20 protein-coding genes are annotated in these 26,839 nt (G+C 59.0%); 11 read left to right on the forward strand and 9 right to left on the reverse strand.

Annotation, left to right across the window (positions count from 1 at the left end; genetic code table 11):
• Positions 1-247: 247 nt before the first annotated feature.
• On the reverse strand, positions 248-1,867 hold the full coding sequence (locus tag ACVBEG_RS24575) for a glucan biosynthesis protein D (protein ID WP_322177060.1): 1,620 nt from the start codon (positions 1,865-1,867) through the stop codon (positions 248-250).
• A 553-nt stretch (positions 1,868-2,420) separates the two neighbouring features.
• On the opposite strand from ACVBEG_RS24575, the gene hflK (ACVBEG_RS24580) reads away from it, so the two are divergent.
• The 5 genes from hflK (ACVBEG_RS24580) (at position 2,421) to cfaB (ending at position 9,913) form a co-directional block, all read left to right on the forward strand.
• Positions 2,421-4,415, forward strand: coding sequence for a protease modulator HflK (hflK, locus tag ACVBEG_RS24580; RefSeq protein WP_447108379.1), 1,995 nt, complete (start codon positions 2,421-2,423; stop codon positions 4,413-4,415).
• An 11-nt stretch (positions 4,416-4,426) separates the two neighbouring features.
• Positions 4,427-5,476, forward strand: a complete 1,050-nt coding sequence (gene hflC / locus ACVBEG_RS24585) for a protease modulator HflC (protein ID WP_447108380.1) — start codon at positions 4,427-4,429, stop codon at positions 5,474-5,476.
• Entirely contained in the window at positions 5,473-6,531 is a 1,059-nt protein-coding gene (gene hflK / locus ACVBEG_RS24590) for a protease modulator HflK (protein ID WP_322218639.1), read from the forward strand. Before hflC ends, hflK (ACVBEG_RS24590) begins: the two co-directional genes overlap by 4 nt.
• Positions 6,528-8,450: a cation-translocating P-type ATPase gene (locus ACVBEG_RS24595; RefSeq protein ID WP_323566054.1), complete on the forward strand. Its 1,923-nt coding sequence runs from the start codon at positions 6,528-6,530 to the stop codon at positions 8,448-8,450. Before hflK (ACVBEG_RS24590) ends, ACVBEG_RS24595 begins: the two co-directional genes overlap by 4 nt.
• Before the next feature lie 278 nt (positions 8,451-8,728).
• The gene (gene cfaB / locus ACVBEG_RS24600; protein WP_323566055.1) at positions 8,729-9,913 is read left to right on the forward strand and encodes a C17 cyclopropane fatty acid synthase CfaB; all 1,185 of its coding nucleotides are present in this window, start codon (positions 8,729-8,731) and stop codon (positions 9,911-9,913) included.
• Positions 9,914-9,971: 58 nt separating this feature from the next.
• On the opposite strand, the gene cls is transcribed toward cfaB, so the two are convergent.
• Positions 9,972-11,411, reverse strand: coding sequence for a cardiolipin synthase (gene cls, locus ACVBEG_RS24605; protein WP_322218632.1), 1,440 nt, complete (start codon positions 11,409-11,411; stop codon positions 9,972-9,974).
• Between the two features lie 160 nt (positions 11,412-11,571).
• Between cls and ACVBEG_RS24610 the strand changes: the two genes are divergently transcribed.
• A complete protein-coding gene (locus ACVBEG_RS24610) occupies positions 11,572-12,093 on the forward strand; it encodes a DUF3617 domain-containing protein (protein ID WP_447108381.1) in 522 nt (173 codons plus the stop codon).
• Here ACVBEG_RS24610 and folE2 read toward each other — a convergent pair.
• Positions 12,077-12,982: a GTP cyclohydrolase FolE2 gene (gene folE2, locus ACVBEG_RS24615; RefSeq protein ID WP_322177053.1), complete on the reverse strand. Its 906-nt coding sequence runs from the start codon at positions 12,980-12,982 to the stop codon at positions 12,077-12,079. The genes ACVBEG_RS24610 and folE2 overlap by 17 nt on opposite strands.
• 100 nt (positions 12,983-13,082) lie before the next feature.
• On the opposite strand from folE2, the gene zigA reads away from it, so the two are divergent.
• On the forward strand, positions 13,083-14,291 hold the full coding sequence (zigA, locus tag ACVBEG_RS24620; protein WP_322177052.1) for a zinc metallochaperone GTPase ZigA: 1,209 nt from the start codon (positions 13,083-13,085) through the stop codon (positions 14,289-14,291).
• Here the strand turns inward: zigA and ACVBEG_RS24625 are convergent.
• Positions 14,288-14,644: an NADH:ubiquinone oxidoreductase gene (locus ACVBEG_RS24625; protein WP_322177051.1), complete on the reverse strand. Its 357-nt coding sequence runs from the start codon at positions 14,642-14,644 to the stop codon at positions 14,288-14,290. The two genes, zigA and ACVBEG_RS24625, sit on opposite strands and share 4 nt — an antisense overlap.
• 39 nt (positions 14,645-14,683) lie before the next feature.
• Here ACVBEG_RS24625 and ACVBEG_RS24630 point away from each other — a divergent pair, with 39 nt between their 5' ends.
• Positions 14,684-15,646, forward strand: coding sequence for a CobW family GTP-binding protein (locus tag ACVBEG_RS24630; protein WP_322177050.1), 963 nt, complete (start codon positions 14,684-14,686; stop codon positions 15,644-15,646).
• A gap of 40 nt (positions 15,647-15,686) precedes the next feature.
• Here ACVBEG_RS24630 and ACVBEG_RS24635 read toward each other — a convergent pair whose 3' ends face one another.
• Together ACVBEG_RS24635 and ACVBEG_RS24640 are read right to left on the reverse strand one after the other, a co-directional pair.
• Complete coding sequence (locus ACVBEG_RS24635; RefSeq protein WP_322177049.1) at positions 15,687-16,079, reverse strand: DUF3301 domain-containing protein; 393 nt, start codon at positions 16,077-16,079, stop codon at positions 15,687-15,689.
• 143 nt (positions 16,080-16,222) lie between these two features.
• Positions 16,223-16,708: an acyl-CoA thioesterase gene (locus ACVBEG_RS24640; RefSeq protein WP_322177048.1), complete on the reverse strand. Its 486-nt coding sequence runs from the start codon at positions 16,706-16,708 to the stop codon at positions 16,223-16,225.
• A 239-nt stretch (positions 16,709-16,947) separates the two neighbouring features.
• Here ACVBEG_RS24640 and ACVBEG_RS24645 point away from each other — a divergent pair, with 239 nt between their 5' ends.
• Positions 16,948-18,711: a cation:proton antiporter gene (locus ACVBEG_RS24645; protein ID WP_322218626.1), complete on the forward strand. Its 1,764-nt coding sequence runs from the start codon at positions 16,948-16,950 to the stop codon at positions 18,709-18,711.
• Positions 18,712-18,757: 46 nt separating this feature from the next.
• Here ACVBEG_RS24645 and ACVBEG_RS24650 read toward each other — a convergent pair whose 3' ends face one another.
• From ACVBEG_RS24650 to uvrD, 3 genes are all read right to left on the reverse strand, one after another.
• On the reverse strand, positions 18,758-19,165 hold the full coding sequence (locus tag ACVBEG_RS24650) for an SMI1/KNR4 family protein (RefSeq protein WP_322218623.1): 408 nt from the start codon (positions 19,163-19,165) through the stop codon (positions 18,758-18,760).
• A 143-nt stretch (positions 19,166-19,308) separates the two neighbouring features.
• Entirely contained in the window at positions 19,309-20,163 is an 855-nt protein-coding gene (locus ACVBEG_RS24655) for a Tim44 domain-containing protein (protein ID WP_322177046.1), read from the reverse strand.
• Positions 20,164-20,340: 177 nt separating this feature from the next.
• Positions 20,341-22,524 carry a DNA helicase II gene (gene uvrD / locus ACVBEG_RS24660; RefSeq protein ID WP_323569324.1) on the reverse strand — a complete coding sequence of 728 codons (2,184 nt, stop codon included), beginning with the start codon at positions 22,522-22,524 and terminating at the stop codon, positions 20,341-20,343.
• Between the two features lie 244 nt (positions 22,525-22,768).
• Between uvrD and ACVBEG_RS24665 the strand changes: the two genes are divergently transcribed.
• Together ACVBEG_RS24665 and hexR are read left to right on the forward strand one after the other, a co-directional pair.
• Entirely contained in the window at positions 22,769-25,654 is a 2,886-nt protein-coding gene (locus ACVBEG_RS24665; RefSeq protein WP_322177044.1) for an EAL domain-containing protein, read from the forward strand.
• 203 nt (positions 25,655-25,857) lie between these two features.
• On the forward strand, positions 25,858-26,724 hold the full coding sequence (hexR, locus tag ACVBEG_RS24670; protein ID WP_322182953.1) for a transcriptional regulator HexR: 867 nt from the start codon (positions 25,858-25,860) through the stop codon (positions 26,722-26,724).
• Positions 26,725-26,839 lie beyond the last annotated feature (115 nt).

A 26,839-nucleotide genomic window follows, 5' to 3' on the forward strand; every position in this document is an offset into this window, starting at 1 on the left:
AGCGGTATATCAACGTCACTTGCGAACGCTGTCAAATCAATTCGTCAATCTTTTAACGGAAGACCTTTGCCTGTGATTTCTTGTAATCCCAAGTTATTGAAATATATAGGTGATGAAAAATTGACGTGGTTTTTTAGTGCATCAACAAGCCAGAACCAGGGGAGCTCTATGGCTCTAAAACTTTACATACCTGTAAAGAAGGCTGACGCTTTTGCACGCGCCAGCCTTAAACCCCGCCCTTGGTTACTTAGTTATAGCGGCGTTTGTCGGCTGCGGGAGGGAAATACTGATAAAGCCAGGTTTCACTCAGTGTCCGGTCATGGGTGCGAATGAACAGACGCAGTTCGACCGGCGCGACCGAGTCGCTGTTGGGGTACCAGTCGAACGTTATGCGGTAGCCTTTGATGTCCGGGATCAGCAGCACATTGAAGTCTTTCACTTCGCCGCTGGATACCGTGATCACTGGTTCGATACCTGTGCCTTCGGCCAGTCTTTCCAGACCTCCGCCGGTGAAGTCGACGGCAAAGCGACGGGCCCAGACTTCCGGGTAATGCTCGCCTGGAGCCCAACCTTCGATGAAGCCGCCCATGCCTGAGCGGGTAGCGTGCACGCGGGCCAACGGGGTGCCAACGGGTGGCAGGGCGCTCCAGTAGAGTTTGTAGCCGAAGTTGAGCGAAGTTCCTGCGGTGACGGGGGCTTTCGGTGTCCAGAAGGCCACAATGTTGTCCAGCGTCTCGCCGGTGGTGGGGATTTCCAGCAGGTCGATAGAGCCTTCGCCCCACGCGGTAGTCGGCTCGACCCACAGGCTCGGCCGGCGGCTGTACCAGTCCACCGTGTCCTGATAGCTGGAGAATTCGTGATCGGTCTGTACCAGGCCGAAGCCTTTGGGGTCTTTGTCGGCAAAGGCGTTGAATTGCAGGGTGGCCGGGTTGTTCAGCGGGCGGCAGATCCACTCGCCGTTGCCACGCCACATAGCCAGACGGTCGGAGTCGTGGATCTCGGGATGAATGGTGTCGCACATTCGCCGTTCATGGGTGCCGCAGCTGAACATGCTGGTCATCGCCGCGATCCCCAACTGCTCGATGGCTTGCCGCGCATTGATGTGCGCGTCGATGGCCATGACCACCTGACTGGCCTGGCAATCGATGTCGAAGCGATAGGCGCCTGTCGCGCTGGGGGAGTCCAGCAGGGCGTAGACGACGAAGCGGGTATGGTCCTTGGTCGGTGTTTCAAACCAGAACTTGGTGAAGTTGGGGAATTCTTCCTTGCGCTTGGCATAGGTGTCGATGGCCAGGCCGCGAGCGGAGAGGCCGTACTGCCCGGAGCTGTCGACGGCACGAAAGTAGCTGGCGCCGAGGAATGACAAAACGTCGTGAGTCGCAATTTCCGGTGCCTTGAACAACTTGAAGCCGGCAAACCCCAGATCGCCCTTGAGCTGGGCCTTATCCACGCCGCTGCTTTCGTAGTTGAACAGCTGCGGGCGGAAGTGCACCTCGCGCGCCTCCTTGGTTTGAGGGTCGACGCTGTACATGCGCACGGGCTGTTTGAAGCCCATGCCCACATGGAAAAACTGCACATCCAGTTGACCCTTGATGTCGTTCCACAGTGAGTGCGCGGGATCGTACTGGATGGCGTTGAATTGCTGTGGGGTCATCTTCGCCAAGGTCGGCGGCAATTGTTGGCTGGTATCGACGAAGGGGTTGCCGGCCAGTTGCTTGGCATGAGCTTGCAGGGCCTCGAAATCGAAATGCTCGATCTCGCCGTCGGCCGTGGCTGCCATGGCGCGTGCGGCAAACAGCCCGGCAGCGGGCAAGCCGGTATAGGCCGCCAGGGCCAACGATGCTTTCAGAAGATTCCTGCGATTCATAAAGGTGAAGCCTCTCAGGTGATGCTGTGCCGCCCTGCACATACGCGTGGGAAATGCGCCCGATCAAGCCCTCGGTCGCATGGAACTGCCCATTACTAGATAACAAAGTGGGCCGCTGGTTCGCGAAATGGGTGAAAAAATCGATATCGGTTTATCAGGAGGCGATATTAATGGATGGATATTTCTTGAGAAAGTCGGTTTCGAGGTGCCAAGGGCATAGCCGTTGCCCCTCAATTATTTGCTCAATTGAATGGCAGCGTCATCGTTACTCATGGGCTAACTTCTGGATAACGGAGGACGTGTAGACGGCCTGCGGAAAACCATTCTGATCACGTTAAGCAGTTGAATGATGACCGAAATATGATTAGGGCGACGCGTGAAGGTCAAGCCAGCGTGTCCGCAAAAGGTGCAATCGGTCGACAAAAATCCCGAGATTTCTGTTATATCGTAACGTTCATGGAGCATTGCCCGGCAACACGCTGCCAGGGTCGATGCAAAGGGCGGTTTTTGATGGGCAGTTTGTCTTCACTATTGAACAAGGTCTGGAGTGTCGATGCGGGTTGATCTGGATGTTGAAAGTGTGGGCCTTGATGGCTTGCCGCGCTTTCAAAGAGCCGAGTTTCACGCCCGACGTTTGTTGCGGCTGGCTTATGGCCTGGCAGGCTTGGGGTTGTTGGCCTTTATCCTGGCGTTGTTTGTCATGCTTTTTTCATCCACTTCATTGTGGTCGGCAGTGCTGGTCAACAACGCTGCAGCCCTGTGGTTGGTGGTCGCGGGTTTGCAGTCGGCTTACTGGTGTGCCCGTTGGCGCGCGCAGACCCTGGTCGCGGAGCGGGGCGCGGGCGTCGTCGGGCAACCCCCTGAAGAGGAAGAATCGGCTCCGGCACAAGCACCCGGCTGGTACGAGCGCTTGCTCGGCCGGATTAGCGGCAGTGGCTCGTCGCTGCTGACCCAGGTTGGTTTGCCAACGTTGTGGCTTGGCGGCTGGGCGCTGCTGGTGATGTTTGCGGTAAAGATGGTCTGGAACTTGAACCTTGTCGGTTCGAACCTTGGGCCGACGGGCAACGTGGCGGGGGGGATCAGCCTCCTGCTGGCTTTCGGGCTGCTGGTGCTGGAGCGCCAGTTGAGCCATGAGCTGACGGCTGAATGGCCTGAAGCCGAGTCATTGGCACAACTGACGCGGGTGGCGATTGCCTGCCTGCTGCTCAGTGCGCTGTGCCTGTTCTTCTCGACGCCCGACCGCATCTGGCCGGCGCGGCTTGCCGTGCTGATGGGTCTATTACCCGGTCTGGTGGCGCTGGAGTTGCTGCTGCGTGCATTGACGTCCTTGTTCAGCCCGCGCAACGAACGTATCGAGCCGCGCCTGTTGGCCCAGAGTTTTATGGCTGGCCTGCTGCGCTGGCCGCCGCAGCCGTTGCTGGCCTTGCAGAATGAACTGCACAATCGATTCGGCATCGATCTGCGTCAAATTTGGGCGTTTACCTACATGCGCCGCGCCTTTTTGCCGGTTATGGGAGTGGTGGTGGCGCTCGGCTGGACGCTGACCGGTGTGCATGAAATTCCCATGCAGGGGCGCGGCATCTACGAGCGTTTTGGCAAGCCGGTGGAGGTGTTCGGCCCTGGGTTGCACGCGGGCTTGCCATGGCCATTCGGTCGGGTGCTGGCGGTGGAAAACGGCGTGGTGCATGAGCTGGCAACCAGTGTCACCGAGGGCAACGCTGCCGAACAGGTTCGTGAGCCTGCCGAAGGCCCGGCTCCGCTGAGCGCCAATCGCTTGTGGGATGCGAGCCATATCAATGAAAATTCTCAGGTGATCGCCAGCCGCACGGGTGACCCGTCCGGCACGGGGTCCTCTGCGCAGAAGCAGAGCTTCCAGATCGTCAACATGGACGTGCGATTCGTTTATCGCATTGGCCTGACGGATCAGGCGGCGATGGCGGCGACCTATAACAGTGCCGACGTGCCGACGCTGATTCGCAGCACGGCGAGCCGGGTGTTGGTGCATGATTTTGCCTCGCGTACCCTCGATCAGTTACTCGGCGAGCAGCGCGCTACGCTGTCTGCCGATATTGGTAATGCGGTGCAAGCGGATCTGAGGACGCTGGACAGCGGCGTGGAAATTCTCGCGACCGTGGTCGAGTCGATTCATCCGCCAGCCGGTGCGGCCAATGCCTACCATGGCGTGCAAGCCGCACAAATCAGTGCTCAGGCGTTGATTTCCCGAGAGCGCGGTGCCGCCAGCGAGCAGTCCAATCTGGCGCAACTCAATGCCAGCGTGGCGCAAGACCAGGCCACCGCCGGTGCGCGCGAGGTGCTGGCCACGGCGCAGGGGGCGGACTTGCGCTTTAGCGCTGAACGCCAGGCGTATGCCCACGCCGGTCAGGCATTTTTGCTGGAGCAATACCTGACCCAGCTGAGCCAGGGTTTGGCCCACGCCAAGTTGCTGGTTCTCGATCATCGACTGGGCGGCGACACTGCGCCGACCATTGATTTACGCACGTTCACGCTACCGGCAGACCCAACGGCGCCGCGTAAAGCCGTTCATTAAGGAGTCATCCCTTGAGTCTGTTTCACTCCCATGATCACCACGGCCATCAAGACCATCAGAATCACGCTGGCCACGACCATGGCCACGCGGGACATCACCACGGTCATCATCATGGCGATGCCTCGGCGGCAGCCGGGTTCCCGTGGCGTCGAAGCGCATTGGCAGCGCTGCTCATCGCGTTTGCCGTGGCCGCCGCGAGCCTGGTGCAAGTGCGCTCGGGCGAAGCCACCGTTATCACGCGCTTCGGCAACCCCTCCCGCGTGTTGCTCGAGCCGGGCCTGAGCTGGCGCTGGCCAGCACCGTTCGAGGCGACCATTCCGGTGGATCTTCGCCTGCGCACCACCTCCAGTGGTTTGCAGGATGTCGGTACCCGCGATGGCCTGCGTATCATCGTTCAGGCCTATGTGGCCTGGCAGGTTCAGGGCGACCCGGACAACGTGCAGCGCTTCATGCGCGCGGTGCAGAACCAGCCGGACGAAGCCGCACGGCAGATCCGCACGTTTGTCGGCTCGGCGCTGGAAACCACGGCCAGCAGCTTCGATCTGGCCAGCCTGGTCAATACCGACGCCAGCCAGGTACGGATCGCCGACTTTGAAAACCAGTTGCGCCAACAGATCGATCAGCAATTGCTCACTACTTACGGCGTCCGCGTCTTGCAGGTGGGTATCGAGCGTCTGACCCTGCCGTCCGTGACCCTGAATGCGACGGTAGACCGGATGCGCGCCGAGCGGGAAACCATTGCCACCGAGCGTACGGCCGTGGGCAAGCGTGAAGCGGCGCAGATCCGTGCGGCCGCCGAGCGTGATGCGCGCATCGTCGAAGCAGACGCGACGGTCAAAGCTGCTGACATCGAAGCGCAATCGCGCGTCGAAGCGGCGCAAATCTACGGCCGTGCCTACGCGGGTTCGCCGCAGCTGTACAACTTGCTGCGCTCGCTGGACACCTTGGGCACGGTAGTGACGCCGGGCACCAAGCTGATCCTGCGCACCGACGCGGCGCCGTTCCGCGTGCTGGTCGACGGCCCGCCGACGCTGGATGGCAAAAGCGGATCGCAACCATGAGTGACGTTACGCCTCAACGCCCGCCCGTCAACAGCCCCTGGCTGCAGGCGAGCCGTCTGGCGTTTCTCGGTTTGTATGCCGTCACGGTGTTGGCCGCGCTAGGCTGGGCGCTGTCGAATGTGCGCCAGATCGATCCGCAGAATCGCGCCGTGGTCATGCGTTTCGGGGCGCTGGAACGCATCCAGAACGCCGGACTGCTCACGGCATGGCCGCAACCTTTCGAGCAGGTGGTGTTGTTGCCCTCTGCGGACCGGGTGATCGAGCGCCGGGTCGAAACGCTACTGCGATCCAGGCTGGCCCTTGATGCTGATCGGGTCGCCAGTTTCGCCACACCGATGAGCGATGCGCTGTCTGGCTCCGGCTTTTTGTTGACCGGTGATGCTGGCGTCGTACAACTCGATGTGACGGCGTACTACAAAGTGACGGACCCGTATGCCTTCGTGTTGCAGGGCGAGCATGTTCTGCCTGCATTGGATCGACTGGTGAATCGCAGTGCTGTGGCACTGACCGCTGCCCGCGATCTGGACACGATTCTGGTGGCCCGGCCAGAGATGGTCAGCCCCGACAGCAAGGCCGCTGAACGCCGTGAGCGTTTGCGTGGCGATCTGGTTCATGGCATCAACCAGCGCTTGGCCGATCTGGCCGCGACCGGCGTCGGGCTGGGTATCGAAGTCGCTCGGGTCGATGTGCAGTCAAGTCTGCCCACGACAGCGGTCGCGGCTTTTAACGCCGTTCTTACGGCCAGTCAGAAAGCGGATCAGGCGGTGGCCAACGCACGTACCGACGCAGAAAAGCTCACCCAGACCGCGACGCAACAGTCTGACCGCACCTTGCAAGTGGCCCATGCCCAGGCCACCGAACGCCTGGCCAAAGCACAGACCGACACGGCAACGGTCACCAGCCTGACGCAGTCGATTCATGACAAAAGCGACCCGGGTCTACTGTTACGGATTTATCGTGAGCGTCTGCCAAAAATTCTCGGCCAGGCAGGCTCGGTGACCACCGTCGACCCCCATGACGATTCCCGCCTGATCATTCAGGGAGCAGAACAATGAGTGCCCACGCAGCCACTGAGCCCGCGGTCAGCATGCTGACCGGTTCGGAACAACGCAGTGCGGCCCGACAATTGACCCTGGCGATGCTTGCCCTGGGTTTGCTCGGTCTGGGCCTGGTCTGGCGTTTTGTTGCGCCCGAACAGACCGGTGTCAGTCAGGTACTGCTGGGCGTGGCGTCGTTGCTGGTCGCGGTGCCGGTGGTCAGTGCCGGTTGGCACAGCCTGCGTTACCCAAGCCTGCACGGCATCACTGACCAGTTGATCGCGCTGGCGATGCTAGGTGCCTGGGCCACCGGCGATCTGATGACCGCCGCCTTGTTGCCGATCATCATGATCTTCGGCCATGTGCTGGAAGAGCGCAGCGTCATCGGTTCGCAGGAAGCCATTCAATCCCTGGGCCTGCTGACCCGCAGCCAGGCGCGGTTGATTGACGCCGATGGCACGGTTCGCGAAGTGGATAACTCAACCTTGGTCGCCGGCGATCAGGTTGAGGTGCGGGCGGGTGATCGGGTCCCGGCCGATGGCGTGGTGCGCTCCGGGCAAGCCAGTCTTGATACCGCACCGATCACCGGCGAGTCGGTGCCCCTGGAGGCCAAGGTCGGCATGGACGTGTTCGGCGGCGCGATCAACCTTGATGGCCTGTTGCGGATCGAGGTTACGCGTATTGGCAATGAATCAACGTTAGGAAAAGTGATCGCGCTGATGCAAAGCGCCGAGCGCTCCAAGCCACCGATTACTCGTCTGCTGGAGCGCTATGCCGGCAGTTACATGGTCTTGGTGTTGATGATCGCGGCCGTGACCTGGTTCATTACCAACGACGCGCAAGCGATGCTGGCGGTGCTGGTCGCCGCGTGCCCTTGCGCGCTGGTGCTATCAGCCCCTGCGACGGCGATTGCCGGGATCGCGGTGGCAGCTCGGCATGGAATTTTGATTCGTAGCTCGGCCTTTCTCGAAGAGTTGGCGGACCTGACCTCTCTTGTGGTGGATAAGACGGGCACGCTGACCTATGGCAGCTTGCGCTTGCAGTCCGTCGAAGCGGCATCGACTCCGCAGAACTACGTGTTGCCATTGGCTGCCAGCCTCGGCTCGGCCAGCAGTCACCCGGTCAGCCGCGCGTTGGCTGGGTTGGTGGACAAAGATCAGTTGTTGGCGCTGACCGACATTCGTGAACGTCAGGGCTTGGGCGTGGTGGCGCGAACCGAGCATGGCGAAGCCGCATTGGGCCGCCCTGAGCTGTTCGATGCGTTGGGCATTAGCACGTCACCGGTACCGACGCATGATGGCCCGATTGCCGGGCTCGCGGTCGACGGTGTTTTCCTCGCCTGGTTGTTGCTGGCCGACAGTCTCAAGCCGGAAGCCCGCCAGGCGCTCGCCGAGTTGCGTGAGCTGGGGCTGGGTCGACAACTGTTGTTGACCGGCGACCGTCAAAGTGTGGCCGACAGCCTGGCCTGCGAAGTGGGTATCAGTGATATCGAGGCCCAGGCGTTGCCTGAAGACAAACTCAATCGGGTCATGGGTGAAATCAGGAGCGGCTTTCGGCCCATGGTGGTGGGCGATGGCATCAACGATTCGCTGGCGCTCAAAGCCGGCGTGGTAGGGGTTGCGATGGGCGCGGGCGGCGCGGACATCGCGCTGGCTTCGGCTGACATCGTGTTGATCGGCAGTGACCTGCGTCGCTTGGGCACCTGCGTGCGCTTGAGCCGCCAATGCCGGCAGACATTGCACGTCAACGTCATCATCGGTCTGGGCTGGACGCTGGCCATCGTGGCCCTTGCCGCTTTCGGTTTGCTGGGTGCGGAAGGGGCGATGATTGCCGCCGTGCTGCATAATCTCAGCACCCTGTTAGTCCTTGGCAATGCAGGTCGTTTGCTGCGTTTTCAGGAGCCGTTGTTGAAACTGGAAATCAAGCCACAGGCCTGAATATCCGACCCTTTAGCCGAGAGTGCCGAGCCAGACCTCTCGGTTAAGTATAAAAATCAGCTTGAGCTTTGAAGAACTCTGTTACAGATTAGGGGTCATTCTTACAGTGGGTAATCCATTGAAGGCTGGAGTTTGGCTCGCAACATCGGGTTAAAGGCGGTTGACCCAACGCTTCATGGCATCGTCAGAAGCTATAAAGCCAATAGCTGTGCAGCCCCATCGCTTGGGCTGCTGATGGACTACTCTTTTCCTGCGCTTCTGGATAAGGGGGTTACTACATGCTCGCGCAACTTCCATCAGCCCTGCAAAATTTGCACCTGCCACTGCGGCTGAAACTGTGGGACGGCCATGAGCTTGATCTTGGTCCGGCGCCCAGCGTCACCATTGTGGTGAAAGATCCGCAACTGGTGTCGCAATTCACTCATCCCAGCCTGGACTTGCTCGGTGGCGCCTTCGTTGAGGGCCGACTGGAGTTGCTAGGGTCAATCCGCGAAGTTATCCGGGTTTGCGATGAGTTGAGTCAAGCGCTGCTGGATGAGGATGACAGCGACCAGCCCGTGCGCTCAGAGCACGATAAAGCCACCGATGCGGCATCGATTTCTTACCATTACGACCTGTCCAACGCGTTTTACCAGCTCTGGCTTGACCGCGAGATGGTCTACTCTTGCGCCTATTTCAAGACCGGCGCAGAGACCCTCGAACAAGCGCAGCAGGACAAATTTCATCACCTGTGCCGCAAGTTGCGTTTGCAGCCGGGTGAATACCTGCTGGATGTCGGGTGCGGTTGGGGCGGGCTGTCGCGGTTTGCTGCGCGCGAGTACGGGGTAAAGGTATTTGGCATCACCCTGAGTCGCGAGCAATTGGCCTTGGCCCGTGAGCGGGTCGAAGCGGAAGGCTTGCAGGACCAGGTTGAGCTGCAATTGCTGGACTACCGCGATCTGCCTCAGGACGGTCGCTTCGATAAAATCGTCAGCGTGGGCATGTTCGAACATGTCGGTCACGCCAATCTGGAGCTGTATGCCAAGCGCTTGTTTGGTGCGGTCCGCGAAGGCGGCTTGGTCATGAACCATGGCATCACCGCCAAGCACACCGATGGCCGTCCAGTGGGACGTGGCGCGGGCAATTTTATCGAGCGTTATGTCTTTCCGAATGGCGAGTTGCCGCACGTGTCGATGATCAGCGCTTACCTCAGTGAAGCGGGTCTGGAGATCATCGACGTCGAAAGCCTGCGCCTGCATTACGCTCGGACACTTGAACACTGGAGCGAGCGTCTGGAAAGCCGGCTGGAGGAGGCTGCGACCATGGTTCCAGAGCAAATCTTACGCATCTGGCGTTTGTACCTGGCCGGCTGTGCGTATGCGTTTGCCAAGGGCTGGATCAATCTGCATCAGATTCTGGCCGTCAAACCGTATGCCGACGGCAGCCTTGATTTGCCCATGACGCGGGCTGATATCTACCGTTGATCGCGTGATTCAGGGACAGTCGCTACGGGGTTTCGTGACCCCGGAACGACATCAGCGCTTAGAGAATGGGCGAGATCAGGCGCGCAATGCGCATGCCGAGCTGCTGCAGACGATGCGTTTGCTTTCTCTCCTCCAGGGCGATTTCATGGGCGAGGGCGAAGTCGTCATTGAGCATCTTCTCCACTTCGCTGGCGAAGTCACTGTCGACCGTCAACAGCATCAGTTCGAAATTCAGCCTGAACGAACGGTTATCCAGGTTTGCGCTGCCGATGGCGGTGATCTCGCTGTCCACCAACACCACCTTCTGATGCAAGAAGCCCGGCTCATAGCGGAAGATGCGTACCCCTGCGCGCACGGCCTCGAACGCGAACAGGCTGGAGGCGGCGTAGACCACGTAATGGTCAGGACGCGATGGCAATAGAATCCGCACATCGACACCGCGCATTACCGCCAGGCGCAACGCGGCAAACACGGCTTCATCGGGAATGAAATAGGGGCTGGTGATCCACACCCGTTCCATGGCGGAATGGATGGCTTCGACGAAAAACAGTGAGCAGGTTTCCTGAGCGTCCGCCGGGCCTGTGGCCAGTACTTGGCAGAGCACGCCATTTTCGGGATAGGTGTCGGGCAGGATCAAGGGTGGTAACTGCCGAGTGGCCCAAAACCAGTCTTCGGCGAACGATTCCTGCAAGCAGGCGACCACGGGACCGATTACCTGCACATGGGTGTCTCGCCAAGGGGCTAGCGGTGGTTGTTTGCCCAGGTATTCATCGCCCACATTGTGCCCGCCAACAAAGCCACGCAGACCATCCACCACCACGATTTTGCGGTGGTTGCGGAAGTTCACCTGAAAGCGATTAAGCCAGCCGCTACGGGTGGCGAAGGCCTTGATCTGCACCCCGCCGTCGCGCAGGGTGGTGCTGTAGGAATTGGGTAACGCGTGACTGCCGATCCCGTCGTAGAGGACATGGACGGCCACACCTTCGGCGGCCTTTTCCAGAAGCAACGCTTGCAGGCGTCGACCCAGATCGTCGTCATGAATGATAAAAAACTGAATCAGAATCGCTTGTCTGGCGTGGCGAATAGCCTCGAAGATCGCGGCGAACGTGGCTTCACCATTGATCAGCAGCTTTACCTCGTTGTTCGCCAGGCACGGCATACGTCCGAGCTTGGGCATGGCCCGTAGTGAGGCATAAGCGCTACTGCGCCGGGCGGTGACGGCTTCTTCGATCCAGGGCCGCCAATTCAGATCGCCGATGGCCGCGTGCATCTCCCGGTTAGCTTGGCGACGGGCTTTGATGTAAGCATCAAATGAGCTACGGCCGAAGACCAGATAAGGAATGAGGGCTACGTAGGGGATGAATAACAGCGGCATGGCCCAGGCTATCGAGCCTTGGGCGGTGCGTACGGTAAGCAGTGCATGGATGGCAGCAATAAGGCCTAGCAGATGAGTGAAAGCGATCAAGTAGCCGAAGAAGTGCGGGCTGTGGTAATCCATGTGCAACCTTGCTTTAAACTTTTTAGGTCTCTAACAGACCACAGCCCGTCGGGATTGTCGCTATTTTATTCGGCATGCAACTGGTAGGCGCTTGCGTCGTCTAACGCTCATCGTCAGGCTGGAGCTAATCCGGTCATTTTCATATTCAGGAATTTTTCAGATGAACAAACGCGTTTTGGCTTTGCTGTTTTGTCTGGCTGCACCGATCGCTCAAGCGCAGATGTTGCAGCCAGGGTTGTGGGAACTGACGTCGAGCAATATGCAGGTAGACGGCCAGCCGTTGCCTGACCTGCAGCTGATGCTTGCCCAGTTGAACAACCTGCCGCCCGAGCAGCGAGCGATGATGGAACAGATGATGCAAAAGCAGGGCGTGACGCTGGGCGGGAAGGGCGTGCGAGTCTGCCTGACTCAGGACCAGGTCAAGACTGACAATATCCCGCTGACAGACCCCAAATCTGGTTGCAACCAACAGGTCACCGACCGCAACGGCAAGACGTGGAAGTTCCGCTTCAGCTGCCCCAAAGCGCAAGGTACAGGGGTAGCCCAGTTCGCCAGTGATCGCGAGTTCAGCACTAAAGTCGTGGGTACCTTCAACGCCACAGGCGCTCAGCAAAACGGCAGCATGGACACCCGTGCCGTTTGGCTGGGTCAGCAGTGCGGGACGGTTAAACCGCGGACTTGATTCCTCGCTGCCAGCGGCTCCGGGCGACAGCATCGTGTGCATGCAGGCTTTCGGCGTGAATGACTTTCAGGTTGAAACCCTTGATGTCCGGGACCTGACTCAGTGCCAGATGGAGCCGTCGCGCAGCATCTTCACAGAACATCAAATTCTGCCCGTTGGCCAAGGCAAACGCTTGCTCATCGGCGCGTTTGACCGCCGTTTGCACTGCAGTGCCAAGGGCGGTCTCGACGTGATCAATAAGTTGGATTAGCGGAAGTTCGTTCACGTGCACGTCCAGCTGAACATCAAGCTGGGCGCTACTGCGCTGACTGTGTGGGGTGGCAACAATGCCCTGGCTCGTACCGAGCCATGTCAGTACATCCGCATGCTCCAGCGGCCGATTGGCGAAGTCAGAGATGAATTGCGCCTGAATCAGCTGCCTGGCAAGGGCGGCAGAGCATGGGCAGGTCGAGGAATAGCTGACGTCGAATGTTAGTTCCACGTGGAACACTCCATGCTCCAGCCGAGCAAAAATCCCTACCGGATAAGACTTCCAACCGGCCAACGGGCTGATCAATGCCGGGCGTTTCAGCAGCAAATGGCTGTGAATGCGCACAGAGGCACTGGCAGACAGACCGTGGTGCGAGTCGAGAAATTGCTGAAGAACCCGGTGCAGTAATGCGGGTGTGAGGTCTTCTTCATCGAGCATCTCCAGCGCCAGGTACAACCGTGACATATGGATGCCTCGCACTTCCCCATCGTCGAGGCTCACGCCTGCATCCGCTGTGGCGTTCACTCGCTGGCCATTAAACACAATTGGCAGGGCGATGCCGCACATGCCGACCCAATCCAGTGGTAAGGCTTGGCGTGATGCTTGGGAGGCGATATCCGGCAGAGTCAGCGCGTTCATTGAAGGTCCGTCGTCAGGGTGGAAATGTCATGTTATATTATAACTACAAAGTCGACGATGCCTTTTTTGAGCGCGTACGCTACCTGATGAGGAACACCTGATGCCTGACCGTCTACCCGTTACTGTGTTGTCCGGATTTCTCGGGGCTGGCAAAAGCACGTTGCTCAATTACGTGCTGCGCAACCGCGAAAGCATGCGCGTGGCCGTGATCGTTAATGACATGAGCGAAATAAACATCGATGGCAGCGAGGTTCAGCGCGATGTGAGCCTGAACCGTGCCGAAGAAAAACTGATCGAAATGAGCAATGGCTGCATCTGCTGCACCTTGCGCGAGGACTTGCTCGAAGAGGTCAGTCGTTTGGCGCGGGACGGCCGTTTTGACTATTTATTGATCGAATCCACCGGGATTTCCGAGCCGTTGCCCGTGGCTGAAACGTTCACCTTCCGTGATGAGCAAGGCAAAAGCCTGGCCGACATGGCGCGCCTGGACACCATGGTCACCGTGGTCGACGGCATCAATTTTCTGATCGACTACCAGGCCGCCGAGAGCCTGGCGACTCGTGGTGAGACCCTGGGCGAGGATGACGAACGTTCGATCACCGATTTACTGATCGAGCAGGTCGAATTTGCCGATGTCATTCTGATCAGCAAAATCGACCTGATCAGTTCCAGCGAACGTCTGGAGCTGATCGCGATACTTGAGCGGCTCAATCCCCAGGCGGAAATCATTCCTATGGTGATGGGGCAAATTCCGCTGAAAAAAGTGCTGAACACGGGTCGTTTCGACTTCGAGCGCGCCTCGCAGGCGCCGGGTTGGCTCAAGGAGTTACGCGGCGAACATACGCCCGAAACCGAGGAGTACGGCATTGCCTCGACGGCTTACCGTGCCCGTCGACCCTTTCATCCACAGCGCTTTTTCGACTTCATCAACCGTGAGTGGATCAACGGCAAATTGCTGCGCTCCAAAGGCTTTTTCTGGCTGGCGAGCAAGCATCAGGACGCGGGCAGTTGGTCCCAGGCGGGCGGCTTGATGCGTTACGGTTTTGCCGGTCGCTGGTGGCGCTTCGTGCCCAAACAGGAATGGCCGCAGGACCCGGAAAGCACCGCTGCGATCATGGAAAACTGGACCGCCGAGACTGGTGATTGCCGTCAGGAACTGGTGTTTATCGGGCAGCACATCAACTTCGCGCGGCTCACCGATGAGTTGGACAGCTGCCTGCTGACCGATGCGGAAATGACCAGCGGCGTAGACAGTTGGGCGCTGTTGGCGGATCCGTTCGGACCATGGCACGACGAGGTGGCACCTTAAGGGGCAAGCCACTGGCCCTGGCTCTGCCCCTCACAAAACGGCTTAAGGTAGTGCGCATCGCTGGCGACGCCGTAATAGTGAATGTTCTGGTGATAGGGCATATTGGCGACTTGAGCATTGCTGCACACGCCGAAAGCGCCGGCGGGGCATTGATCGACGTATTCCACTTCGGTTTTCTGCCCGGCCAGTTGTGGTTGGCAAAAACCGTCGTGAAACAGCTTCGCCGGGATGTTGCGATTTTCCTGGCAGACTTTGACGTCGAGTCGTTCGGCGTGGCTGTGTACGACGCATGCCTCGGCCCATGCCTCGCTCGATGTTATCAACAACAGTGTTGCCAGCCAGATCGCGCGCATTGATTGTCCCTGTAACCGTCACTCTGAAGAATTGGCCCCATGCTGCAGAACATCCCCACCCATGTCATCGCCGGTCCGTTGGGCGCGGGCAAGACCAGTCTGATCAAGCAATTGTTGGCGCAAAAGCCTGCCAACGAGCGCTGGGCGATCTTGATCAATGAGTTCGGCCAGATCGGCCTGGATGCTGCGCTGTTGACCACGGCTGACGATGGTATCGCACTTGGCGAAGTGGCCGGTGGCTGCTTGTGCTGCGTCAATGGCGCGCCGTTTCAAGTTGGGCTGGGGCGCCTGTTGCGTAAGGCGCGGCCGGATCGACTGCTGATCGAGCCCTCCGGGTTGGGCCACCCGGCGCAACTGATGGAGCAGCTGCGTGAGCCGCCTTGGGAAGGGGTCCTGGCTGTTCAGCCGTGTGTGCTGGTGCTTGATGCGACCGCGATGGTGGCCGGTCAGCCTTTGCCTGACAGTCAGCAAGCAGCCTTGGGCGATGCCGGTTTGTTGGTGATGAACAAGTCCGCACTGCTCGACGTTGTCGCCCGCGAGGCGCTGGCCCGGCGCTTGCCGGACCGTCCGTTGTACTGGACCGAACAAGCGGCTTTGCCGTTATCCGAGTTGCCGGGCATTGGTGCGCAAGCCTCTGCGGCTGTGGATAACTTTGTTGCTCCCAAGGGTTTGGCGCAATTGCCTGCGATCTGGACCGACCCACGTCAGCCGATCTGCTTGAGCCAAGGCCAGGCGGAAGGCTGGAGTATTGGTTGGCGCTGGCATCCGAGCCAGCAATTCGAGCTGATGCGCGTGCAGCAGTGGCTCAATAGCCTGGATTGGCGACGGGCCAAGCTGGTTATCCACAGCAACGCGGGTTGGTTGTCCGGTAATGCGCTGGATGGTGCGGCCATTCATTGGCAAAACAGTGAATGGCGCCGCGATTCACGGCTGGAACTGATATTCACCGCGCCTCAGGACGAGGCCGCGTTGCAAGCGGGACTGGCTGTCTGCTTGCTCTAAAGCGAGTTATCCACAACGGGGAACCGTTATACCGACGGGCTCATTGTTTCCGCTTATTGTGTTCCTGACGCCATTGACTCATCTCGATCACATTGGCGCTGGGTGGCGGAGTTTTGATTTCGAACGGGTAGGGCGCCAGCTCAATGAGTGCGGTGTGTGCGCCGAACATGGTGATGGTGCCGGGGTGGCGTTGCTCGCCGGTGACGGTGAATTCGAAGTTATACACACGGGCCAGGCGCTTTCTGCCGTTGGCATCGCGGGCGAACGTTATACGCCGTAGAGCGACATTGCCGTCCAGCAGCTCGACGTCGAGTTTGGCACAGTGTTGCTTGACTCGCGCCAGTGCTCGCTCGCGCAAACCATGGGAATGCCACAGCCAGGCGCCGCCCGTGGCCAGCAGCATCAGCACAAAAAGGTTGCCCAAGGTCAGCATGAAAAAGTGCTCCAACAAAGAACGTCCAGCTTAACTGGGTCTGACGATTTACAGCCATACCGTGCAGCTTAAATTTCATCCCTGTTGCTTTCTTTGCTTGCGGTCCGCTCGATGCGTGCGCGTCGAGCGGACCCGGTGGGCGCTTAAGGCGCTTCGTCCTTGATGTCCTGATAGCGTTTTTCCAGCTCCTGACGAATCTGCCGCCGTTGCTTGGCCTGGAGGAAGCGACGTTTGTCTTCACTATTGGCCGGTTCCAGTGGAGGTACGGCAGCGGGTTTGCGCTCGTCGTCTATCGCCACCATGGTGAAAAAGCAGCTGTTAGTGTGGCGCACCGAACGTTCGCGGATGTTCTCGGTGACGACTTTGATCCCCACTTCCATCGAGGTATTGCCGGTGTAGTTGACTGACGCAAGGAAGGTCACCAACTCGCCAACGTGGATCGGTTCACGAAAGATCACCTGGTCCACTGACAGGGTTACCACATAACGCCCGGCATAACGGCTGGCGCAGGCATAAGCGACCTCATCGAGGTACTTGAGCAGGGTGCCGCCATGCACGTTGCCAGAGAAGTTGGCCATGTCCGGGGTCATCAATACAGTCATCGACAGCTGGGTGTTTCCGGGTTCCATAGCGTGCTCACAGGGTGGGTGTGTCAGAAGTGCACCTATGCTGGTGCTCGCGTTCTTGTAGATCAGTTATCCGGACGCTGGCGGACCCGCCGCCGTCACGCCGAAGCGCCCATCTGTTTCCATATATTGCACCGACTTTCTCCGTAGAGGTGCGGTGTTAACCTGCAAAAAGCCTTGGTCGCGGGTACTTCCTACATTGGAGTCGGGTTTTTCAGCGCATAAAAAAGGAGTTTCACGCCATGCATGCCATCAGTTTTATCCAGGACCTGGCGGTAATCATGCTGGTCGCCGGCGTCGTAACGGTCCTTTTTCATCGTCTGAAACAGCCCGTGGTCCTGGGCTATATCGTTGCCGGTTTCATTATCGGCCCGCACACACCGCCGTTCGGCCTGATCCACGACGAGGATACAATCAAGACCTTGGCCGAGCTGGGTGTTATTTTCCTGATGTTCTGTCTGGGCCTGGAATTCAGCCTGCGCAAGCTGTTCAAGGTCGGTGCCACGGCCTTTATCGCGGCTTTTCTGGAAATCGTGCTGATGATCTGGATCGGCTACGAAATCGGGCGTTTCTTCAACTGGAACGCCATGGACTCGCTGTTTCTCGGGGCGATTCTGGCGATTTCTTCAACCACCATCATCGTCAAAGCGTTGAACGACCTGAAGATGAAAAATCAGCGTTTTGCCCAGCTGATTTTTGGGATCCTGATCGTCGAAGACATTCTCGGTATTGGCATTATTGCCTTGCTGTCCGGCATCGCGGTCAGCGGCTCCGTGAGTTCCGGCGAGGTATTTTCCACCGTCGGCAAGCTGTCGCTGTTTATGGTTGTAGCGCTGGTGATCGGTATTCTTCTGGTCCCGCGCCTGTTGGCGTATGTGGCTAGATTTGAAAGCAATGAAATGCTTTTGGTGACGGTACTCGGTCTGTGTTTCGGATTTTGCCTACTGGTGGCCAAGCTTGAATACAGCATGGTGCTGGGCGCTTTTCTGATTGGTGCGATCATGGCGGAATCGCGGCAGTTGCTGAAAATAGAGCAGCTGATTGAACCTGTTCGCGACATGTTCAGTGCAATTTTCTTCGTTGCCATCGGTTTGATGATCGACCCGAAAATCCTTCTCGATTACGCCTGGCCGATCGCCGTGATCAGTGTCGCTGTGGTGCTGGGCAAGATGCTGTCGTGTGGCCTGGGTGCCTTTATCGCCGGGAATGATGGGCGCACGTCCTTGCGGGTTGGCATGGGTTTGTCGCAAATCGGCGAGTTCTCTTTCATCATCGCCGCCCTCGGCATGACGTTGCAGGTCACCAGCGATTTTCTCTATCCGGTGGCAGTGGCGGTATCGGTGATCACCACCTTGCTGACGCCTTACCTGATCCGCTCGGCGGACCCTTTATCGATGAAGCTCGCGGCAATGATGCCTAAGCGTATCGCGCGGGTCTTCGGGCTGTATGGGGAATGGCTGCGCAGTATCCAGCCACAGGGGCAGGGCGCGTTGCTGGCGTCGATGATCCGCAGGATTTTGTTGCAGGTCGGGGTCAATCTGGCGCTGGTGGTGGCGATTTTCTTCTGTGGCGGTTACTTCGCCGAGGGCATTGGCGGTTATTTGAGCGACTGGCCCCGCGATGACAGCCAACACAAGGCGTTGATCTGGGGTGTTTCGTTGCTGGTGTCGCTGCCGTTTTTGATCGCGGCCTACCGCAAGCTCAAGGCGCTTTCGATGTTGTTGGCCGAGATGAGCGTTAAGCCCGCCATGGCCGGACGCCACACCGAACGCGTGCGTCGGGTGATCGCAGAAGTGATCCCTTTGCTGTCGATGTTGGTGATTTTCCTGCTGCTGGCTGCGCTGTCGGCGAGCATCCTGCCGACTAACGAATTACTGCTGGTGATTGGGGTGGTGGCCACTATCGTTGCCGCGGTGTTGTGGCGCTGGTGCATCCGTGTACATACGCGGATGCAGATCGCTTTGCTGGAAACCTTGGGTAACCATCAGGAGCCGCCCGAGCATTGAGGCGACTCCTTTCAGCGCCGCAGTGTGCGGCGCTGAGTTGCACGTCTCAGCTTTCCAGCCAGACATCCCGGGCCCAGTGCCAGACTGACTCCCAGCTTTCTTCGGTCACCAGTTCTTCTTCCGCGGACCACAGCACGACAGTGCCGTCTTCTTCGACGCAGTAATAGTCATCGCCGTTCTGACAGATCGGGATCAACTCGCGAGGCACGCCCAGATCCCACGCCGTTGCGGCAACCTCGGGCAGGTAGGTATGGGACTGCGGGTCCATGACGGTCACAGGTTCCAGGCTGCCATACACCACGTCGCTGACAGTCAGCAAAAACTCTTTGAAGACGAAGGGAATGTTGATGAACAGCTGTTCTTCGATCTCGACCAGATCATCATCTTCGGGCAACTCAAGGGGTACGGGTACCCGCTCGTTTTTTTCACGCAGTTCTTCAATAACTTCTTCCACGGCCTGGATCCTCTAACTTGATGGCGCGGGTTATACAGTAGCGTAAGGTTTTCTCAAAACAACGGTTGCCCAAAAAAAAACAAAACCCCGGTTATCCGGGGTTTTGCTTATCGGTGCAATTCGCTTGCGAGCACTGCCGAGCGTCAGCCGTTCTGGCGGATACCGGCGACCAGCCAAGGCTGGTTGTCACCCTGCGGACGTTCCATGTTCCAGCTTTCGCTGAACACTTCACCTTGGTCGAAGCGCGAAGTTTTGGACACGCCGGAGAAGGTCAAGGTCGCCACGGTTTTATCCGAGCGATCATCCAGGCCATCAAGCTGCACGGTCAGGTTGTCGATGAAGGTCGATTGGAAGCCATCACCCAGGTCTGCACGTTCCTTCTTGAGGAACTGGAGCATTTGTGGGGTGACGAATTCGGCAATCTTGTCCATTTCGTTGGCATCCCAGTGCTGTTGCAGCGACTGGAAGTGGCTGCGAGCGGCTTCGAGGAAGCGTTGTTCATTGAACCAGGCCGGTGCATTGATCACCGGAGCTGCAACCGGGGCTGCAGACGAGCCGCCGAAAACCGATGGCTGAGCCGGTTGCTCGAGGGTTTCACGCTGGAACGGCGCATGACCGGCAGGGGACATGTGCTCTTGTTGCTTGCGTCGACGCGCGGCGATGAACCGGAAGATCACGAAGCCGATGACTGCGATGATCAGGATGTCGAAGAACTGCATGCCCTGGAAGCCGCCGCCCATGAACATCGAGGCGAGCAGGCCGCCTGCCGCGAGGCCAGCCAACGGGCCGAGCCAGCGAGAAGCACCGCCAGCAGCAGCGGCAGCAGGGCGACCAGCGGCGTTAGGCGCAGCCGACGGAGAGGCCGGCGCAGCTTGACGGGATTGATGGCTGGGCGCCGAGCCGAAGCTCTTGCCGCCACCGAAGCGCGCTGCGTTGGCTTCGAGGCTCATTGTGAGCCCGATGCACAGCGCCAGAGCGATGCTTAGAAAACGTTGCATAAAGGAATTCCCATTTATGGATTGCACGCGCGCCATGTTGCACAGGAGAAATGACAATGGCTAGCGCCTAAATGTTTCTGGCTTTTGCTTGGGCCTATAACAGGCTCACAAAGAGTGGCCTGTAGGGCATATCTCTGCAGCCTCAGATATTGAGGCTGATCCTACATGTTCAGTGGCTCAGATCGCTTCCAGCTTGGCGTAGCCCATCATCAGCCATTTGCTGCCTTCTGAGAAGTTAACTTGCACCCGTGCCTGAGCGCCGGCACCTTCGAAATTGAGGATCACTCCTTCGCCAAACACCGAATGCTGAACCCGCTGTCCGAGGCTGAACTCGGTTTCCGGGATGCCGGTGCCATTGAACAGGCTGCTTGTGCCCATGTTCTGCGTGCCGCCGAACGGACGGCTGACGCTGTTGGACAGGCGCACCTCTTGAATCAGGGGTGGCGGAATCTCCCGGACGAAGCGCGAGACCTTATTGCGCGTCTCGCTGCCATATAAGCGACGGGTTTCAGCATACGTCATCACCAGTTTCTGCATGGCGCGGGTAATGCCGACATACGCCAGTCGCCGTTCTTCTTCAAGACGCCCGGGCTCTTCCAGGCTCATCTTGTGGGGGAACAGGCCTTCTTCCATGCCCACCAGGAACACGTGGGGGAATTCCAGGCCCTTGGCGCTGTGCAGCGTCATCAATTGCACGCTGTCTTCATGTTCATCGGCCTGAGTATCGCCCGACTCCAGCGACGCATGGCCAAGGAACCCGGCCAGCGGTGACAGCTCGGCGTCTTCTTCGGCATTCTCGAAGTTGCGCGCGGCGCTGACCAATTCCTCAAGGTTTTCTACCCGAGCCTGGCCTTTTTCGCCTTTCTCTTCCTTGTGGTAGGTGATCAACCCGGACTGCTCGATCACGGTTTGGGTCATCAGATGCAGGGGCATCTCCATGACTTTCGCGGTCAGATTCTCGATCAGCTCGACAAATCCACCCAGCGCTCCGGCTGCGCGGCCGGTCAGGCCTTTATTGGCGATCAGCTGGCGCATCGCTTCCCACATCGACACGTCGGCGTGACGGGCATGTTCGCGAATGGCTTCGACCGTTTTTTCGCCGATGCCGCGTGCCGGGACGTTGATCACCCGTTCCAGCGCGGCGTCGTTGCCGCGACCGTCGAGCAAGCGTAGGTAGGCCATGGCGTTCTTGATCTCGGCGCGCTCGAAGAAGCGCTGACCACCATAGATCCGGTAAGGAATCCGCTCGCGCAATAACGCTTCTTCAAGCACCCGCGATTGAGCGTTGGAGCGGTAGAGGATCGCGATGTCGCTGCGCATCAGGCCGGTCTTTAATGCGCTTTCGATGGTTTGGACCACGTAGCGCGCTTCGTCGTGTTCGTTGAACGCGGCGAACAGATTGATCGGTTCGCCATCACCGCCATCGGTCCACAGCTCTTTACCCAGGCGCCCGCTGTTGTTGACGATCAGGGCGTTGGCGGCCTTGAGAATGCTGGCGGTGGAGCGGTAGTTCTGCTCCAGACGGATGGTTTCGGCGTCAGGGAAGTCAGACGAGTACTGATGAATGTTCTCGATTTTGGCGCCGCGCCAGCCGTAAATCGATTGATCGTCATCGCCGACCACCATCAAGCTGTCGCCGCCCTGGGCCAGTAACCGTAGCCAGGCGTATTGCACGGCGTTGGTGTCCTGGAACTCGTCGACCAGTACATGCCGGAAGCGGCGCTGGTAGTGCGCCAGCAGGCCGGGATTGTCGCGCCACAGGTCCAGGGCGCGCAGTAGCAGCTCGGAGAAGTCGATGACCCCTGCGCGCTGGCAGGCGGCCTCGTAGGCTTCGTAGATCGATTTCATGGTGGCCAGGAACAGATCGCCGCTGGCCTGAATATGCTTGGGCCGCAGGCCTTCGTCTTTCTGTCCGTTGATGAACCACTGCGCCTGACGTACCGGCCAGCGCTGCTCGTCCAGCCCCAGTTCGCGGATCACTCGTTTGACCAAGCGTTGCTGGTCATCACTGTCGAGGATCTGGAAGCTCTGGTTCAGTCCGGCTTCCTGCCAGTGCGCCCGCAGCAAGCGGTGCGCCAGGCCGTGGAAGGTACCGACCCACATGCCAGCCGGGTTGATCCCCATCAACTGTTCGATGCGGTGACGCATCTCGGCCGCAGCCTTGTTGGTGAAGGTTACCGAGAGGATCGAGTGTGGCGAGGCATGCTCGACCTGGATCAACCAGGCGATGCGATGCACCAGCACACGGGTTTTGCCGGAGCCAGCACCGGCGAGTACCAACTGACGACCCACGGAGGCAGCTACGGCCTGACGTTGGGCATCGTTGAGGGAGTTCAGCAGAAGGGAGAGATCATCGCGCATCGACGCATTCTAGGGTGCTGGGCTATGTCGGGCAAACCAAGCTTTGCTTAAGCCGATAAATGCCCTATCGATGACGACCGGTAAGTCAGGGCTGCACGCATGGCAGGCCGTGCCCGGGAGGTTTGAAAACAGCCCTGTGGAGCGGCCTCTTTGCGGTTTTTATGAGTCAAGGGAGTTTGGTCTGTCGAGCGGCTTGTGTATGCTCCGTCGACGTTTGGGCTCCACCATTATAAGAACACTGCCTATGACCTCCAGTCTCAGCTCCTCGGGTGCCTCAACCGCATCAGGTCGAGTTATCCGCGAGCAATTTGCCACTCAGATTGCGGTGGAACGCACACGTTTGCTTTACCAGGGTTCGCTGTTGCCCACCCTGTTCATGTTACTCAACGGTCTGGTCTGCGCCTGGTTGCTCTGGAGCCCGCAGCGTTATCTGCTGGTCGGCGTTTGGCTGGGGTGGCTGACGACGCTGGTGGGTTTACGCGTCATCCAGGTCGCGGCGTTTAACGCCGCGCCATTGTTGCGCCAGGCGCAGCCGATCTGGCGTGGGATGTTTTTGCTGGGTGCAGGCGTCAGCGGCCTGACCCTCGCCAGCGCGGCAATCGCCTTGGTCCCGGTGGATAGCTTTCAGCAGCAAGCCTGGGTGTTTGGCTTGATCGGTGCCGCGACGCTGTCGGCCAGTATTGCTTACGCGGTGAGTATCCCGGCGTTTCTGACCTTTACCTTGTCGTGCCTGTTGCCCCCGATCACCTTTCTTTTTTTGCATGGCGATGAGCAGCATGGCTGGGGCTGGCTTGGCCTGATATTACTGGTGGCGCTGATTGTCGTGGCCCTGCAGGTTAATCGCTTGATCCGTCAGGGGTTGGTTCAGCGCTTTCAGAATCAGGCGCTGATTGAGCATCTGCAGCAGGCACAGGCCCACGATGAGCAGCTCAACCATGAGTTGGCGCGGGAGATCGAACAGCGACGCAAGGCCGAGCGGGAATTGCGCGAGGCCCAGGTCGGGCTCAAAGCCCGAGTCGTCCAGCGCAGCCTTGAGCTGGATGAGGCCAATCAGGCGCTGAGCAAGAGTGAGGAGAGGCTGGCGCTGGCGCTTGAGGCCAGTGAGCTGGGCCTGTGGGACTGGAACTTGCAAACCGATGAAGTCCACCACACGCAGATCAAAGCATTGTTCGGTCTGGAACCGGAACACGTGACCGCCATGCTCAGCCACCTTAAGCCACGCATACATCGCGAAGACTTGCCGTTGATGCAACTCGCGATGATTGACCATCTGAAGGGGCATACGGACGACTATAAAGTTGCCTATCGCTTCCGGCATGGTGACGGGCGCTGGGTTTGGATCGAGGACCGTGGCCGCGCCGTGGAGCGCAGCAGCGATGGCCGGGTGATTCGCATGCTCGGTACCCGCCGCGACATCAGCGCCAGTAAACAGCTGGAAGAACAGCGCCGTTTGGCCGCCACGGTCTTCGAAGCCGCAAGCGAAGGCATTGTCATTCTTGATCCGAAATACACCCTGCTGGCGGTCAATCGGGCGTTCAGCCGAGTGACCGGCTACCCGCAGGAAGACATGAAGGGCTGCAAGGTCACTGAGCTGGCGTGCAGCCGCGATGCCCGGCGCCATTTTCAAGCGATCCATGAATCGCTGGAGCAAACCGATAGCTGGCAGGGCGAACTGGTTGAGACTCGCAAAAATGGCGAGCTGTATCCGCAATGGCTCCAATTGAACGTAGTGCGCGATGTGCGGGGTAATGTAAGCCACATTGTCGGCTTCTTCGCCGACCTGTCGGCAAGGCGCGAATTCGAAGAACGTATGCGCTATTTGAAGCACTACGATGAGTTGACCGGCCTGGCCAACCGCTCGTTGTTCAAGGAGCGCTTGCGTGAAGCCAGCCAGCGCGTGCGACAGGGCGGTAGAAGCCTGGCGTTGCTGCACATCAATCTGGATCGCTTCAAGCTGCTCAATGACAGCCTGGGCCACGAAGTCGCCGATCAACTGTTGAGGCAAGTGGCGCGGCGTCTTACCAGCGCATTGCCCGAGGCCGACACCATCGCGCGGTTATCCGGTGATGAGTTTGCGGTGTTATTCGATGCCTACGGCAACCTGTCCAGCCTGGCACGGGTCACCAGCCGCCTGCTGGCCAAATTACGGCAGCCTCTTTCGGTGGCCGGGCATGAGTTGGTGGTCAGCGCGTCAGTGGGCATCAGCCTGTTGCCAGACTCGGCCCGAGAGATCTCGGCGCTGGTCAGTCAGTCGAACATGGCCATGCAGCATGCCAAACATCTGGGCGGCAATAATTTTCAGTTCTATACCGAGAACCTGCAAGCCAGCACGCTGGAGCGTCTGCAACTGGAAAATCAGCTGCGCAAGGCGCTCGACGAGAATCAGCTGCAGGTGTTCTACCAGCCCAAGCTGTGTCTGGCGACCGGCCGTTTGAACGCGGCTGAGGCGCTGGTGCGCTGGCTGCACCCGACGATGGGCATGGTGCCGCCAGGGGACTTTATCGGGCTGGCGGAAGAGACCGGGCTGATCGGGCCGATTGGTGAATTCGTGTTACGTCAGGCCTGTTGGCAGGCGTGTGAATGGCAGCGCCAGGGGCTGGAGCCGATCAGGGTGTCAGTCAACCTTTCGGTCCATCAATTGCGTCAGGGCAAGTTGGTCAGTCTGGTCCGCCAAGTGCTTGAGGAAACCGGCTTGGCACCGCGCTACCTTGAGCTGGAATTGACTGAGAGTCAGCTGCTCGACGGCGTGGAGCACATCATCGCAACGTTCCATCAGCTGCATGAGTTGGGCGTGAAACTGGCCATCGACGACTTCGGCACTGGCTATTCGTCGTTGAGTTACCTGAAACGCTTCCCCGTGGATTACGTGAAAATCGACCAGGCGTTCATTCGTGGCTTGGGCGAAGGCACCGAAGACGCAGCCATCACCCGCGCTATCATCGCCATGGCCCATAGCCTGGAATTGAAAGTCGTCGCCGAAGGTGTGGAAAACGAGGCACAACTGAACTTCCTCAAAGCTCACGAGTGCGACGAAGTGCAGGGCTACCTTATCAGCCGTCCGGTGGATGCAGAGGCTGCGACACGGTTGTTGCGTGAGCATGGGCAGCAGACGTGGTCCCCTCCGGGCTGACGTGTCTGCGAAGGCCGCAATTCGGTGTGCCTGACGGACTGCTTTGCCTGATTCGCAGGCATGCCCGCGCTGGCATGATGAGGGCGGCGGAAAGGTTGCAGATCGTCAAACCGAGCTCGTTTAGCTGGGCGGGCCGCAGGGCATGTAGTATAACTACAAGCATGCTACATCCCGCCCAAGCCTTACTAGCCGAGTCCAGCCCTTTGAACCTGTTGCACCACATCGCCCAGTCACGCCATCTGCTGCGTAAGTCGGAACTCAAGGTTGCCGACCACGTGCTGCTTGACCCTGCGGCTGTAATGCACAGCTCCATGGCTGACCTCGCGCACAACGTGGGTATCAGCGAGCCCACCATCGTCCGCTTTTGCCGTGCCATTGGCTGTACCGGCTTTCAGGATTTGAAGCTCAAACTGGCGCAAAGCCTGGCCGCTGGTGCCAGCTTTGGTCAGTTCGCGATCCACGAAGATGATTCGGTTGCCGATTACAGCCTGAAAATCTTCGACACCACCCTGCACACGTTGATGGAGGTTCGTGAGCATCTCGATCCCCACGCGTTGCAGTTGGCGGTGACGGCGATGGCGTCGGCCCAGCGCGTAGAGTTCTACGGTTTTGGCGCATCCGGCGCGGTGGCGGCGGATGCGCAGCACAAGTTCTTCCGCTTGCTGCTGACGGCTGCGGCGTACTCCGACCCGCACATGCAGGCCATGTCGGCGGTGACACTCAAGCCCACCGACGTGGCGATCTGCATCTCCCAATCCGGACGCTCCAAAGACCTGCTGATCACTGCAAATCTGGTCCGTGAAAGTGGTGCCACGCTGGTGACCTTGTGTCCGAGCCAGACGCCATTGGCAGAGTTGGCGAGCATCAATCTGGCGATTGATGTTCACGAAGATACCGAAATCTATACGCCGCTGACCTCGCGTATTGCCCACCTGGTGGTGATCGATGTGCTGGCGATGGGCGTTGCCATGGCGCGTGGCCCGAGTCTGGTCAACCATCTTAAAAGCGTTAAACGCAGTCTGCGCAGCCTTCGCTTGTCGCCCAAGTCAGTCAAGGCGCTCGACGACTGATTGCTGGGCGTCTCGCCTTCGCAACAGCGCAAAGCTTCATCGTCCTGTCATCTTATCGCCGTGCAACCGTCATTGACGGCGATCATGCTCAAGCTCCCGCAAACGCAATGGGAGA

The organism is Pseudomonas sp. GG8 (assembly GCF_052976945.1).